The sequence below is a fragment of the Leptospira perdikensis genome (assembly GCF_004769575.1).
In the GTDB taxonomy this organism is placed as follows: domain Bacteria; phylum Spirochaetota; class Leptospiria; order Leptospirales; family Leptospiraceae; genus Leptospira_A; species Leptospira_A perdikensis.
Genome location: NZ_RQGA01000009.1, coordinates 113,130 through 126,897 on the forward strand (window position 1 = coordinate 113,130; position 13,768 = coordinate 126,897).

Sequence of the window (13,768 nt, forward strand, 5' to 3'; positions counted from 1 at the left end):
CCGATAATTAGAATGATGAAACGGAATTTCGGAAACCTGTCTATTCTTTTTGGATACTTGGTGGTTTCCATCCTCGTTACTTCCGTTTTATTCGGGTATTTTGAATGGATTCGGCCATTGCGGATGAAATCCAATTTGATTTCAGCTTTGCAACGTTTTGATGAAGACAGAACCAAAGAGTATTTAAATACACTTGAGTTCTTTTTTCGTGAATCGGCGCTTCCTTATCGAGCCTCTCAGGTCACAACTCGTATCAAAGAAACTTTAGGGTTAAATTATGTACGTTTGTATGATGATTCCCTCCGACTCATCCATAGCACAAACGCAACAAATGAAATCTTTCAGGAAGAGTTAAGACAAGACCCGTCAGGACTTTTAGAAGGAAAACTTCGAACACTTGCGAGTGGTGATTACGTGTATCGTAATCTAACCGGAAAGTTCTTTGTAGTGTTTCCGCCGGGCCCACCTCTGCCAGCTCAAATCCAAAATGCCAACTTGGAATATGGGTATCTTTATTGGGCCTTTGATCCTGAATCACAAAAGATATTATATACCAATGATGAATCAATTTTAACGGGTGATCGAGAGAGTAACCAACTTCTTGGACTTTTTTCTGGTAAAGAGGGACAAACCATTACATGGCAGTTAGACGGTGAAGACTCTAAACTCATTTTAGAAACCACCGATAGTTTCTCTGTTTATTTACTCAGACAATCAGATTCAGAAGTTGATGAAATTCGGTTTGGTTGTTTTATTGTTTTTCTTCTTACTTTTACTGGATTATTTTATATTCGTTTTGTTTGGATTGTAACTCATTCCCGTGGATTTCAATTTAAGAGGCGAATGCTTTTACCGGTATCAGCTTATCTTATTTTACTTTTGTTCTATCAAAAAAGCTTCGAACTTTTTCCTGATTACCGGTATTATAAACCTTGGGCTAAACATCGATTAATCCAATTTGAAGAAACTCTTTCTGTTTTGGAAAAAAATCTACAGAGAGAAGGTTTGGGAGAAGGTGGGAATCTCGGCGAAACGGAAAGAATTGTTTCTGAACTTTATCTTTGGAAAAGAGGACAGGTAGATTCTTCATCCATTCAAAATCGATTTGGAACAGAGATTTTTGGTTTGTTTCAAAGGATAGAAAACCATCCAATCACTATCTTACTTGAATCTGAGTTTGATTTAGTGTATCTCATTCCTAAAAGAAATGATAAAGATGGTTCTATTTCTATTCTTGTTGCTGTTCTTGATTCCAATCTTCTACAGGCAAAAAAAGAAAAAGATCGAGATGAATTTTATTTTCCATTAGTTTCTGCAAAACTTTCAGATAACAAAAGTAAGGAACAGGTTCTATTCAATCCAAGAGCTTGGAGAGGAGAAGATAGTTCTAAGTTTGTCCATCTGGAATCTAAAAAACAATCCGTTGGTTTTTTGAATCATAAATTTCATTCTTATTATGTTGCAAAAGAACATGGAAAACCAGGATTTTTATCAGGTTTATCCGTCTATCGTTACTCATCTTTTCCTCCTTATCTTTTTAGTTTTGGATTTTTATTCGTAGGGCCTTGGATCTTCTTTGTGTTATGGGCGAATATCAAACGTAAGTGGGAACAGAATCATCCTCCGGTGTTAGGGGAATCCCTTTTGGTGAGCAAAGAGTCACCTATAGTAGAGGCAGAGATAAAAAAATCAGAGTTTCCTAAAGAAGGAATTGAAACAAAAGTGGAACCCCGTATAAACTATACAAATCCTGTGAAAAAAACTAGTTTCAAAATACTACCACCAGCCACTTGGAAACGAGTCGCTATTTTAGATGCAGTACAAAAAAAACGAGAAACTATTTTTAATCCTGAGTTAGAAAAACTTGTTCACTCCGTTACAAAAAAAACAGAGACACAAGAGAAGGGACCATCACCTGAAAGTTTTTTAACCATGATTCCGGAAGAAAAACGTTTTGAGTATAGTTTACTCGATAAAATTTATAGAGAGAATGAAATCTCTTATGATGGAATTGTTGGTTATACAAAAAACTTTATTTCAAGGCTTGGCTCTCCTCGATTTTCTTATCTTTTTTTGAACGATTCGCTTGGCTCCTTTCACAATCAAATTTCCTCAGGCCTTGACTATAACACACGTTCAAATCTCATTTTTTTACATCATGACCCCTATTTACCTTTTGATGAATCAGGATTTGCACTTCTCGATGTGGATGATGCAGTAAGACTTGATCGGTTCATTGCTAAAAAATTCTCCTGGGAAATTTTATTACAAACGGAAGCCATTATCGCCTTTCATATGGAGTCCCTGGGTTTCCCTGGAATATTTTTGGTTCTTCTCAGCAAAGAAGAAAGAAGTAAATTTCTCGATTCCCACAAACGAATGATTCAGGATAAACTTCGCCAAGTGATACCGGCCCTTCATGTCCTTGTAGAAAAAGAAGAACGAAAACCCGAATTTTTAAAGGATAGTTTGTCCTGGATGATCCGCTCTTTTATGCAAGCCACCTTTGGTGGGAAAAGAGCTACATCGGTCCTTCGGATTCAGTGGCCCGAATACCATCCATCCCCAGAATGGGAACGATCCAAAAGACATTTTGTGGACTCTATACAAAGTTATTTGGAAAGTAAAGATCGATTGATTGAAACATCACCCAATTCAATATTGATTGTAACGGCAAAAGATTTGTATCTTTCTGTGATTCAAAAATTACAGGAACTACCATTCCGCCATGAAATCAAATCGATGAAATTCCCTGACGATGGACAAAACTTTTACTTATACTTCTAAACTAGTTTGTATCTTTTTTGTTTTTGTCCAAACTCTCTGGGCTGGTGGTAGTAAAAAAAAAGAAGAAACCACTGCTCTAAGAAAACAAATTTACAATCTACACAAACTAGATGAAGAAACATCTTCCATTCCTTATTTGGAACGTTACCTCGACTTAAGTCAAAATGAATTGTATTTTAAACTTCTTTATGCAAAAGCTCTCCTGTATCGAAATGATTTGTCAGTTCCAAGGCCAGATGAACCGGCAGAAGACCGAATCAATAAAGCAAAACTAATTCAAAAAAACTACAATTTATCCTCCAAACTATTTCAAGAAAATGTTTTACATTTGGAAAAAGTCCGACCAAGGGATCCCAATTTGGGTCGATGGTATTACCTTTGGGCATTCAGCGAATGGTATTCGGATAACAAGGAGAAGTCGATCAAACTATTTCAAAAGGCAGTGAAGTTAGACTATCGTTTGACCGAATCTTATTATAATATCGCCTCTCTTTATGAGTCACTCGGGCAGTGGCAAGATGCCAATTTGTATTGGCGTAAATTCGAAAAGGCTGAAAAAGAACTGGAAGAAGAAGACTAATGGCAAAAATTGATAAACGTTTCCAAATCCTGCTTTCGGAGGAGGAACAAATTTTATTAAAAAATGAAGCATCGAGAAGAGGGATCTCCGGCGGAGAACTCATTCGAATGGCTCTAAAAAATGAAATCATTCAAAAGTCAGAACTTTTAAGGAGACAAGCTATTGTATCTCTTACGGAGTTACTGGATTGAAACTTTATTTGACTTCTTCTGTTTTATTTGGTTTGGTTCGTTCTTCTCGAAAAAACAAGATCCAGAAACTTCTTTTAGAATCTTTGGACTCTCATGAAAGATTTTTTACATCCTCACTTTCTATTTTTTTATTATTCCAACTTTTAGGTGAATTAGATGTTGAGAAAAAGAAACAAATCTTACGTTACTTAGAAGACCTGACTGATTCCATTTTTGATTTGGATACAGAAGGCATTCGCACTCAGTTATTTATGTCAGAATCATGCGATATCGAAATGGCAATCGCTTTGAAAGAAGGTATGGATGTTGTCATCGTGGATCTGGAAAGGGAGATCAACTCCCTTCCATTACTTTTGGTGCGAAACTTCTTTGGGGAAACTAAATGAAATAGGAGGAGAGAGGGGACTTCGTTGGTCCTTTGAATCCCATTCATTCAAATAGCGGTTGTAAGCTGATATTCTAAAGTAGTATGTTAAACCAGGTTGGAATAAAAGTCCCTTTTTCTCTTTTCTGGAAGTATCTACTTGGTCAGCGAGAGGACGAAATTCGTCACCCCCCAGTTCTCCTTCTGGGATATAAATATTTTGAACCAGTGTTTCTTCTGTGATACAAAATCGTTTGTTTTGAAAACTGCTATTTTCTTCGTTTCCGTCAATTTTAGCTAAGCCACCCATTTTATCTTTTTTGACAAATACAGAACCTAACATCCGATTGGGAAGAAGACCATAGTGAATGATATAACCACCACCATTTTGAACTTCTTTTTCATGATTTGAATTCCATAAAAAACAAAGAGGTTGTCCTGTCTTTAGATTCTCATCCAAACGAAAACGTGTGGGAAGATCCGGAGGTGTTTGTTCTGTATATTCAAAGGATAACGTTTGAACGTTTGGAACTGTTTTACCCATAGGGTCTGGACGAAACCATAACTTCCACTGGTAGTACTTAAATTTGTTTTTCGGAAGTTCTTTCTCAAGAGATTTGATTCTTGTCCAAAGTAGGTTTGTATTTGAGTCTACGAACTTTTGATTCGACCCTCGGAAGTAAAGTTCGAGCATCGTATCTTTTGGTTGTTCTACATTCCAATGGATTTTGGTTAACGAGGAGTTACTATACTTAGTTTCTAAAACGGGAGAAAGGGCAGTGTTCCCTTCCATAAATCCAGTTTTAGTTTCATCATCATAACGAACGGCTTCAAACTTTGTGTATTCAATTTCGGGTTCTCCTTTATGGATGTGAAAACCATCTAAGTTTCCATAAAAAGATTTCCCGAGTACAAGAGGAGTGGAATCATTTTCAGGAAATCCAAAACCTATGGTATCTGCTTGGTGATTTTCATATTCAGCTGTTTCAATTCCATTTTGATATAGTACATAACGATGATTTAGTGTATCAAAATAAAGTGAGATCACTTCCCAAGACTTTCTTTTGATTTTTACTGGTGATTCTAAAATGAAACTAGTGGTTCTGCCATCCGTTTTTTGGAGTAGATTGTTGACGTAAAGAGTTGGTTTACTTTCGTTTAACTCGAGTGAGATGCCGTATTTTTTTCCCTTCACAAATACAGTTCGATCTAAAATGACAGAACCGGCACCTTGTTCACCCATCCAAATGGGAATGGTGATTGTAAAAGGGTCGGGATGGGTTCCGAAAAGGGAATTGCCGGAAACAGATAGATGGATTTGGTTCCTTCTCCCAGAAAAGTAAGCTGACTTTTTGCCAAAAAAATAGGTTTGATCATTCACTAAATAAGAAGAAGAAACTATGGATATCGATTTGGATTTAAAGGGGATTCCGGTTTCTGTGATTTGTGGTTCTGCAACCTCTCCTTCAAAGTCGAAGAAGAGTTCACCATGTTTCGGGGTGTTTTCTTTGGGTTTTAGAAAGTTCTTTTTACCAGGTTCCGAATTTTGAACCACTCCGATTTTTTTCCAAAGGCTAAGGTTGAGTGTTTCTTGTTTTGGGACTTCCCATCCAAATAAGGGTAGGCCCCAAACAAGGAATAAGGTTACGACTGTTCTTCGATCAGTCCCAATCGTTTTTGGTGCCGCCCACCTTCGAATTCTGTTTCTATCCATTTTTTTACGATTCTCTGTGCTAAATCTGTTCCGAGAACCCTTCCCCCTAAAACGAGTACGTTGGCATTGTTATGGCGTTTGGACATTTCCGCCGTAAACTCATCATGGCAAAGAGCCGCTCGAATGCCTTTGAAACGGTTGGCGGCAATGGAGGCTCCAATGCCTGTTCCGCAAAGAGCAATGAGTCTGGGAACTTCACCGGAAAGAACCTTTCGGCAGGCATCTCCAATGATGGTAGGGTAGTCGACGGACTCTTCGCTCTTAGTACCGTAATCGACAATTTCGTAAGTTTCCTCGAGACTTTTCCTAAGGATTTCTTTGAGAGCAAATCCTCCATGGTCAGACGCAATTCCAATTTTTTCTTTCATTCGGCTTTCTCCTTTCTCTGTTTTAGGGCATCGGTGTAAGACTTATAGGATTCTACCGAGATCGAGAGTAAAAATTTATCTCTCTCGCGAAGTAGACTTCCATAATAACCTGTAAATAAATCTAAATAACGTGAGTATTTTTCTTTCGGATTTTTTTCAGAAAGAAATTCGGTGGTGAGTATTGTGATCTCTGTTTTGATTTCGGTATGAGACTCAAACCATTGTTTGGCGAGGTTAATTTCGCCCGGTGTGAGTGGATAAGGACGATTGTCTGAAAGTAGAATTCGCCATTCATAAGAAAAATAAACTTCTTCTTTTTCTTTTCCCGAAAGGATGGATGTTTTGAAATATTCACCTAAATCTTCTGCAAGAGGATCATCGGGAAGGTTTTTGATTATTTTCTCTCGAAAACATTCTAGGGAAGCCAGACGTTTTTCTGCTGACTCTTTAGCATATTCTTCCATCCGGATTCGATCCAAATTGAGTATGTTTGGGCTTAAAGCACCAGGAGGAATTTCTTTTTTTAAGGACTGATAACAAGAGTTAGCTTCTTCCCATCCTAGATTCCCCTCGGGAATCCAAAGGGAATGGGCGGAAAGTGAGCCTTGGATGAGTAAAAAGAAAACTAGGTAAATTGGACTGAATTTACCCATGGGTCCTTTCAAATTCTTTGATAAAAGAAATGAGGGAATCTACACCTTCTTCAGGCATAGCATTATAAATACTTGCCCGAAATCCGCCAGCTTCCCTGTATCCTTTGAGACCAGCAAATCCTTGTTCTTCTGCCAGTGACAAAAATTGGGAATCCAAACTATTGTTATGACTTCTGAATGTTACATTCATTGCGGAACGAAATGCCTCAGGTACGGGAGCATAGAATAAGGAAGAGGCATCTAAAGCATCATATAACTTTTTTGCCTTTCTTTCATTGATGGTTTCCATTACAGAAAGCCCACCTTTTGATTTTAAATATTTGAAAACGAGACCTGCTATGTAGATGGAGTAAGTAGGTGGAGTGTTGTAGAGGGATCCATTTTTTTCCATAAGAGCATAGTTCATTAGGTTCGGTATGGGATGAGATTGTGTAGGCAATTTTTCTTTGTCGTAAATCACAAGAGTGAGTCCAGAAGGCCCAATGTTTTTTTGAGCCCCCGCAAAGATCACAGAAAAATCTTCAATGGGAAGTTTACGGCTTAAGAGTTCGCTGGTCATGTCCGCAAAAAGTGGAGCCTTCTTTAATTTCGGGAAGGTATTGTAACGGGTTCCAAAAATAGTATTGTTGGAAGTGATATAAACATACTTAGCTCCCTCATTGACGTTATCATCCGTAATGGTTGGTAACTCCAAATACTGAGAGTCTGCTCCATTAAAAATGGATTTTACATTGGGATAGAATTTTTTTGCTTCCTCGTGGGCTTTCCTTGCCCAAACACCTGTGACAGCAAAATCTGCAGATTCTCCTGCTGCCAAATAATTGAAAGGGATGGCCGAAAATTGTAAGGTAGCCCCACCAGGAAAGTAAACAACCGCATAACGCGATGGCAGGTCTAGAAGTTCTCGTAAGTCCGCGAGTGATTCATCCAGAATATTTTGGAAATGTTTCTCTCTATGGCTCATTTCCATAACAGACATTCCGGTTCCTCTGTAGTTTAGGAACTCAGACTTTGCTTCTTCCATGACCTCAGTTGGTAACATGGCAGGACCGGCATTAAAATTGAAGATTCTGTGTGTAAACGTTGGCATCCTCCCACAGAATTTTGAATATCCACCCCCCGGTAAATAGATTTTTATTCTAAAACTTGCTTTGCAGAATCGGAAAGGTTGTTAATCTTGTGGGCATCTTTACCCCAATTTTCGTGAGGAAACAATGAGAATTTCTCGTTCCATCATCATTTGCCTATTTGTAGTCGGTCTTTCCTTGACCGCACAGTCCAAAGCCCCACTCGGTGAGTCCGAAATCAAGGGTTCCAAAAAAATCGAATTCATCAACCGCTCCTTACGTAAGGCATCTGATGACATTATTCAAGAAAATACCGAAATTGGTCGTAAACTCGCCGAAACCTTGGCCAAAGAAAATACGGCAACTGTGGATGGAGTCAAAATCCAAAGAGTGCTTCCTGGAGCAGATGGAAAACTGGGTGCTGACATCCTTTATCTTTCTGAGTCTCAAAGTTTTGATCATGTCAATTCCATTGCTCGGATCATCGCCTCGTATGTGGAAAAATCGTTCCAATACAAAGCCGGAAATGCTGAGACTTTGGCGCAGTACGTCCTCTATTACAATGCAACTCACAGAAAAGATTCAAAGTTTTTCACCAAAAAATATACGGAAGGAGTTATTGCGGCTACTTCTTCGGACAAATTAGGAATTGATACTGTTTATAAAAATTGGCCTGGTAAAACACAAATCATCATTCCGATTGAAGGAAATATCTTAAAAGATAATGGAAAAGATGTCACAACGGATGAGTTAGAAAAAGACGTAAATAAAACGGTGAAGGATAAAGAAAAAGATCCTGCCACCAAACAGAAGATGGAAGACGAAGCCAAAAAAATGGATAAGTTGCAAACCGATAAACTGAAAGATGAAAAAAAGGTTTTGCAAGATAAAAAACAAGAAGTCGCTGACGAACAAAAACAACTCCAAGACAAAAAAGACGCACTCAAAAAACAGGAATCAGAAACGGTTGCGAGTCTCAATGAGTTAAAAAAAGATCCTGTGAAAAACAAAGCAGAGATTGAAAAGAAAACCGAAGACATTAAAAAAATCGAACAAGAGAAAAAAGACACTGAGAAAAAATCGGAAGCTGTAGAAGCAAAGAAAGAAGAACTCAGTAAAAAAGAAGAACAAATCGCCAAAAAAGAAGAAGCTCGCACTGGTGGTGACACAGCGAAAAAAGAAGACACTGTTCAAAAAGTTGAAGCAAAAGTGGAAGAACTAAAAACAGAACTTGCTCAAACCAAAGAAGAACTGAAGAAAAAAGAAGAACAAAGTGATAATGTTGTGAACAACAAAATCCTTTTTATGAAGTTTATCAAATATGACACGGATGGTCATTATTCTAATGAACTTTGGGCTATTGATCCTGCAAAAGACGATGCTCTTTTTAAAAGTCCGTACAATAATATTTGTTCTAAGGAATTTAAAGAAATCGCAAACCAAGGAGTTCTTGTGCTTGGTTATGACGGAGAAAAAGTAGAAACTCGTAAACACAAACTTGTGTTACTGGATCCAGATAAATTAGGGGTGAAAAAAACAAGTGATTCTGCAGATATTTTCTGGAGAACACCAATGATCAATCGGGAAGACAAAATTTACGTGATTGAAAAGGTAAAAGACAAATACCATGTTGCAAGATTTAAGTCTGACTTAACCTTTGAAAAAAGGACAGAAGAACCTGTAGAAGAAAACTCAGAACTTACATTTTTTGGGGATAAGGTCTATGTGACCGGTAAACCAAAAGAAGGTGATAAAACTACAATTAAGGTATTTAAAAAAGAAGATTTGAGCCTACTCAAAACCATCGCTCCGTAAGGAGAATGGTTTCTTATGTTACATTTTGTAACATCTTGGAATTATTAGCAAGGTTTAGAAAAAAAACCTTGCTTTTTATATTTAATAAACACCTGTTTGTTTATGAAAAATTTTATGAAGTTAGTTTTTGTAATTTGTTTTGGGTTGGCACTTTCCTGTGCTACATTTCGTGAGGGAAATGTAAGTTACCAACAGATTGAGCCTTCCACTACAGCCAAAAAAAGTATTTCCTTCGTTGTCACTGGACAAGTGAAATTGAATACAAATGAACCGGTTCCACAAAACGCAAATGCACTCGGGAGTTGGGCCAATGTAGTGAAAGAAGAATTCACTTCCTCTTCATTGTTTTCTGCAGTTAAAAATAATGAGAAATCTACGGATCTTTCCGTTGACATCAATATCCAAAACAATGGCCGATTTAACCCGGGACTATCGATGCTTACCGGTTTGACTTTGTATTTATTTCCTTCCTCTGCTACTGACGAATTTGTAGTGGATGCTACTTTTAAGAATAAAAGTGGAAAGGAAATTGCAAAAATTCAAAAAAGAGACTCTATCTCCACTTGGAGTCACCTAACTCTAATTTTTGTTTTCCCATTTAAATCCTTACCATCGGAATTGGCTCAATGCCAAAAGGATTTGATCAATTCAGTATTAGTTGAAGCAAATGCTAAAGGTATTTTGAAATAACAATACAGTTTAACTTAAAAACTAGACTCTCCCTTTCTTTTCCGATTCATTATCTGGTAGAAGGGGAGGTTCGATCGATTCAATTCGAAGTCGCGGACCTTTAATCTTTTAGGTATTCAATCCTTTCGCGAATGGATTCGTTGGAAGGGTTTTTCTTAGCCAAATCTTCGAGAAGTTTAATGGCTTGGACTTTTTTCCCCATAATGTCCCAAAGATCAGAAAGTTCGAGAGCAGGCCTTGGGTCACTTGGAGACTTAGAGAGAAGCCCTAAATAAATTTCTTCTGCTTTTTCCAAGTCACCAATGAGGCGTAATGCGGCTGCCTTTCCTAGGAGGGCGAAGTAATCGTCACCACTGGCAAGAATTTTATTAAAACATTCTAGCGCCTTGTCATAGTTTCCAAGTCCACGAAGAGAATCGGCATATCTGTTGATGATGAGTTTATTATCAGGATCGGACTCGAGGATTTTTTCCCAAAAAGTAATAGCAGTTTTGAAATCTTTTTTCCCACGAAAAGATTCGGCAAGGCCATAAAGGGCGAAAAAGTTTTTTGGATCCAGTTCTTTGGCTCTTTCATAATAAAGAACCGCTTTATCAAAGTCCTTAATTTTGCGGTAACTATTTCCAATTTCAGTTAGGATTTTGATATTGTTCGGTTGGCTAGAAAGTAATTTTTCCCACCATTGGATAGCATCCACATATCTTTGGCAGGCAAAGTATAAATGTCCAAGCCCAACTATCACATACTGGTCGTGAGGATTGATTTGTAAAGCTTCCATATAATAAACTTCTGATTCTTTGAAGTTCTTTAGTTTTCTATGTGCGTCTGCCACACGAGAAAGGATACTTGCATCTGTGATCGTTATGTGGTGAAACTCTTCTGCTACTTCTATGATTCTTTTGAGACTATTCAGGTCTCTATATGCATTCATAAGTCCCATTAGGGAAAATTTATTCGTTGTATCACCTGCCAAACATTTTCTGTAGTATTGGATGGCTTGTTCTGGTTGTTTCGTTTTGGCATAATAATCGCCAAGGCCTACGAGCCCGTATGTATTGGATGGATCCTCATCAAGTAATATGTCTAATCGTTCTTTGGCTTCTTTGAAACGTCCCTGATCAAGAAAACGATACGCCTCTTTTGCAAGGGCTTTTATTTTTGTGAACTTTTCATCTTCTTGTGGCTTTTCAGTATCTGTATTTTCCATATTCTCGTCCAATTTTCAGCATTCCTTTTTAGACAGTAAAAATCGACTCAAAAACGTGAGAACATTGACAACAGGCTCTTTTTTGCAGAAATGACAATAGGGGGGAAACGTATGTCATCTACAACCGAAGCAATTACTGGCGGCCGGCTTATGGTCGAACTATTGGAAGAAGCGGGTGTGGAGATCGTCTTCGGATACCCTGGCGGTGCTATCCTCCCATTCTATGACGAACTCTATCATAGTAAAAAAATTAAACATATCCTCGTTCGTCATGAACAAGGTGCCGTCCATATGGCAGAAGGGTATGCGCGTTCGACAGGTAAGTTAGGTGTTTGTATCGCCACTTCTGGTCCTGGTGCTACCAATTTAATCACCGGACTTACCGATGCCAAATTAGATTCCATTCCCATTCTTGCCATAACGGGACAAGTTGCGACAGATGCCATTGGAACCGATGCCTTCCAAGAAGCGGATATTTTTGGAATCACCATCCCCATTACTAAATACAATGCACTGATTAAAAAGGCAGATGACCTTGCTCGTCATTTTGAAGAAGCCATAAAAATTGCGATGGGAGGACGACCAGGGCCTGTATTACTCGATTTTCCAAAAGATGTTCAGTTGGAAAAAACATCAGTTAGAAAGGCATCTTCTTTAAAAATTGCTCCTCATCATTATGAAAGACCAAAGGTCAAAGGGGATCCACAAGAATTTGCGGAAGCTTTAAATCAAGCCAAACGCCCGTTACTTTATGTTGGTGGTGGTGCCATTAATTCTTTTGCTTCTGCCGAAATCAAAGCTTTGGCTGAAAAAGCAAATGCTCCTGTAACAACAACTCTTATGGGTCTTGGCGCTTTTCCAGGAACACATCCGCTTTCGGTGGGGATGCTTGGGATGCATGGAACTGCTTATGCCAACAAAGCAGTGTTAGAATGTGATTATATTTTAAATTTAGGTGCAAGGTTTGATGACCGAGTTGCCAAATACCAAGACTTTGCGCCGAATGCAGTACGTGCCCATGTGGACATTGATGCCGCAGAATTTAACAAACGGATCAATGTTGACTATATTTTACATGGTGATCTCAAAGACGCTATTCGAGAAATCCTTCCTTTTGTTAAAGGGGGAGAAAGAACTTCTTGGATTGAGAACATCCAGACTTTAAAGAAAAACCATCCACTTGATTTTGATAACAGTGGGGACAGTATCAAACCACAAGACTTCCTTCATAGAGTGTATACAAAAACCAAAGGGGAAGCTATTGTTTCCACTGACGTGGGACAACACCAAATGTGGGCGGCTCAGTATTATCTTTTCGATAGACCAAACACTTGGTTAACCTCCGGGGGACTGGGAACTATGGGGTATGGACTTCCTGCTGCTATTGGTGCAAAATTTGGAAACCCTGATAAAACTGTAATTTGTGTGACCGGGGATGGTTCTTTTCAAATGTGTATTCAAGAACTCGCTACTATCGCGCAATCTAAGTTAGGTGTAAAGATTTTACTTTTTAATAACAACTTCCTTGGAATGGTTCGACAATGGCAGGAATTATTTTATGAAGAAAGGTTTAGTGAGTCCCAATGGACTTACAATCCCAACTTTGTGAAACTTGCTGAAGCTTATGGCATTCCAGCAATGAAGATCGAGCACAAATCTGAAATTGAAAAGGGTGTGGATTTTTTCCTGAAAGACAGTGGGTCTGCTCTTATTGAAGTGATGATCCCTGCTGAGGAAAAAGTATTCCCTATGATTCCTGCAGGAAAATCTCAACAAGATCTAATCGAATTTAAAGACTTGGGGAAATTGAAAAAATGAAACACACTCTAAGTATTTTAGTAAATAACCATCCAGGTGTGATGAGTCATGTTTCTGGTCTATTCACTCGTCGTGGTTACAATATTGATTCGATAGCTGTTGGTGTGACTGACAATGTGGATGTATCCTCCATGACTATTGTTTTGAATGGGGATGATTTTATTGTAGGGCAGGTGAAAAACCAACTCCTCAAATTACCCGATGTTTTAAAAGTCCAAGACATGGCTTATGCGAGTTCTGTCCAAAGGGAACTGGTTCTCGTTTCTTTTTCAATCACAGAAAACAATCGAAGTGAAGCTCTTACCATTTGTAATGGGTTTGATGTGAAAATTTTAGAAATGACGGAAGATTCCCTGCTCATCGAATTTTCGGGAAATTCGAGACAAGTGACTAATGTGATATCAGTGATCAAACCATTTGGAATTCGCGAAATATCTCGCACAGGCCAAATTGCGATTGCCTATAGGAACCAAAACTCCGTTTAGAATCCACTTGACAGTGCTTCAATTTTCGG

At 38.3% G+C, this 13,768-nt stretch carries 13 protein-coding genes; 8 read left to right on the forward strand and 5 right to left on the reverse strand.

Annotated features, from left to right (window positions below; all coding sequences use genetic code 11):
- Positions 1-12 precede the first annotated feature (12 nt).
- From EHQ49_RS08910 to EHQ49_RS08925, 4 genes are read left to right on the forward strand one after another with little or no spacing between them, the layout of a single operon-like run.
- Positions 13-2,787: a hypothetical protein gene (locus EHQ49_RS08910; RefSeq protein ID WP_135578546.1), complete on the forward strand. Its 2,775-nt coding sequence runs from the start codon at positions 13-15 to the stop codon at positions 2,785-2,787.
- On the forward strand, positions 2,759-3,367 hold the full coding sequence (locus tag EHQ49_RS08915; RefSeq protein ID WP_135578548.1) for a tetratricopeptide repeat protein: 609 nt from the start codon (positions 2,759-2,761) through the stop codon (positions 3,365-3,367). Before EHQ49_RS08910 ends, EHQ49_RS08915 begins: the two co-directional genes overlap by 29 nt.
- Positions 3,367-3,558, forward strand: coding sequence for a CopG family transcriptional regulator (locus tag EHQ49_RS08920; protein WP_135578550.1), 192 nt, complete (start codon positions 3,367-3,369; stop codon positions 3,556-3,558). The genes EHQ49_RS08915 and EHQ49_RS08920 overlap by 1 nt, the downstream gene beginning before the upstream one ends.
- Positions 3,555-3,944 carry a hypothetical protein gene (locus EHQ49_RS08925; RefSeq protein ID WP_135578552.1) on the forward strand — a complete coding sequence of 130 codons (390 nt, stop codon included), beginning with the start codon at positions 3,555-3,557 and terminating at the stop codon, positions 3,942-3,944. The genes EHQ49_RS08920 and EHQ49_RS08925 overlap by 4 nt, the downstream gene beginning before the upstream one ends.
- Here EHQ49_RS08925 and EHQ49_RS08930 read toward each other — a convergent pair.
- The 4 genes from EHQ49_RS08930 to serC form a co-directional block, all read right to left on the reverse strand.
- On the reverse strand, positions 3,906-5,477 hold the full coding sequence (locus tag EHQ49_RS08930) for a concanavalin A-like lectin/glucanase (protein ID WP_135578554.1): 1,572 nt from the start codon (positions 5,475-5,477) through the stop codon (positions 3,906-3,908). The genes EHQ49_RS08925 and EHQ49_RS08930 overlap by 39 nt on opposite strands.
- A gap of 89 nt (positions 5,478-5,566) precedes the next feature.
- Positions 5,567-6,004, reverse strand: coding sequence for a ribose 5-phosphate isomerase B (gene rpiB, locus EHQ49_RS08935; protein WP_135578556.1), 438 nt, complete (start codon positions 6,002-6,004; stop codon positions 5,567-5,569).
- The gene (locus EHQ49_RS08940; protein ID WP_135578558.1) at positions 6,001-6,657 is read right to left on the reverse strand and encodes a hypothetical protein; all 657 of its coding nucleotides are present in this window, start codon (positions 6,655-6,657) and stop codon (positions 6,001-6,003) included. The genes rpiB and EHQ49_RS08940 overlap by 4 nt, the downstream gene beginning before the upstream one ends.
- Positions 6,650-7,747 (reverse strand): 3-phosphoserine/phosphohydroxythreonine transaminase, encoded by a 1,098-nt coding sequence (gene serC, locus EHQ49_RS08945; RefSeq protein ID WP_135578560.1) that lies wholly within the window; start codon positions 7,745-7,747, stop codon positions 6,650-6,652. Before serC ends, EHQ49_RS08940 begins: the two co-directional genes overlap by 8 nt.
- A 124-nt stretch (positions 7,748-7,871) precedes the next feature.
- On the opposite strand from serC, the gene EHQ49_RS08950 reads away from it, so the two are divergent.
- Complete coding sequence (locus EHQ49_RS08950) at positions 7,872-9,539, forward strand: P83/100 family protein (protein WP_135578562.1); 1,668 nt, start codon at positions 7,872-7,874, stop codon at positions 9,537-9,539.
- Positions 9,540-9,653: 114 nt separating this feature from the next.
- Entirely contained in the window at positions 9,654-10,229 is a 576-nt protein-coding gene (locus EHQ49_RS08955; protein ID WP_135578564.1) for a hypothetical protein, read from the forward strand.
- 100 nt (positions 10,230-10,329) lie between these two features.
- Here EHQ49_RS08955 and EHQ49_RS08960 read toward each other — a convergent pair whose 3' ends face one another.
- Positions 10,330-11,436, reverse strand: a complete 1,107-nt coding sequence (locus tag EHQ49_RS08960) for a tetratricopeptide repeat protein (protein WP_135578566.1) — start codon at positions 11,434-11,436, stop codon at positions 10,330-10,332.
- Positions 11,437-11,547: 111 nt separating this feature from the next.
- Between EHQ49_RS08960 and ilvB the strand changes: the two genes are divergently transcribed.
- Together ilvB and ilvN are read left to right on the forward strand one after the other, a co-directional pair.
- Complete coding sequence (ilvB, locus tag EHQ49_RS08965; protein ID WP_167482998.1) at positions 11,548-13,254, forward strand: biosynthetic-type acetolactate synthase large subunit; 1,707 nt, start codon at positions 11,548-11,550, stop codon at positions 13,252-13,254.
- A complete protein-coding gene (gene ilvN / locus EHQ49_RS08970; RefSeq protein WP_135578570.1) occupies positions 13,251-13,739 on the forward strand; it encodes an acetolactate synthase small subunit in 489 nt (162 codons plus the stop codon). Before ilvB ends, ilvN begins: the two co-directional genes overlap by 4 nt.
- Positions 13,740-13,768 lie beyond the last annotated feature (29 nt).

Excerpts from the sequence above, each read along its gene's own strand:
- EHQ49_RS08910 (WP_135578546.1), top strand. The coding sequence starts at position 13 with ATGATGAAACGGAATTTCGGAAACCTGTCTATTCTTTTTGGATACTTG.
- EHQ49_RS08915 (WP_135578548.1), top strand. The coding sequence starts at position 2,759 with ATGGACAAAACTTTTACTTATACTTCTAAACTAGTTTGTATCTTTTTT.
- EHQ49_RS08920 (WP_135578550.1), top strand. The coding sequence starts at position 3,367 with ATGGCAAAAATTGATAAACGTTTCCAAATCCTGCTTTCGGAGGAGGAA.
- rpiB (WP_135578556.1), bottom strand. The coding sequence starts at position 6,004 with ATGAAAGAAAAAATTGGAATTGCGTCTGACCATGGAGGATTTGCTCTC.
- EHQ49_RS08940 (WP_135578558.1), bottom strand. The coding sequence starts at position 6,657 with ATGGGTAAATTCAGTCCAATTTACCTAGTTTTCTTTTTACTCATCCAA.
- serC (WP_135578560.1), bottom strand. The coding sequence starts at position 7,747 with ATGCCAACGTTTACACACAGAATCTTCAATTTTAATGCCGGTCCTGCC.
- EHQ49_RS08950 (WP_135578562.1), top strand. The coding sequence starts at position 7,872 with ATGAGAATTTCTCGTTCCATCATCATTTGCCTATTTGTAGTCGGTCTT.
- EHQ49_RS08955 (WP_135578564.1), top strand. The coding sequence starts at position 9,654 with ATGAAGTTAGTTTTTGTAATTTGTTTTGGGTTGGCACTTTCCTGTGCT.
- EHQ49_RS08960 (WP_135578566.1), bottom strand. The coding sequence starts at position 11,436 with ATGGAAAATACAGATACTGAAAAGCCACAAGAAGATGAAAAGTTCACA.
- ilvB (WP_167482998.1), top strand. The coding sequence starts at position 11,548 with ATGTCATCTACAACCGAAGCAATTACTGGCGGCCGGCTTATGGTCGAA.
- ilvN (WP_135578570.1), top strand. The coding sequence starts at position 13,251 with ATGAAACACACTCTAAGTATTTTAGTAAATAACCATCCAGGTGTGATG.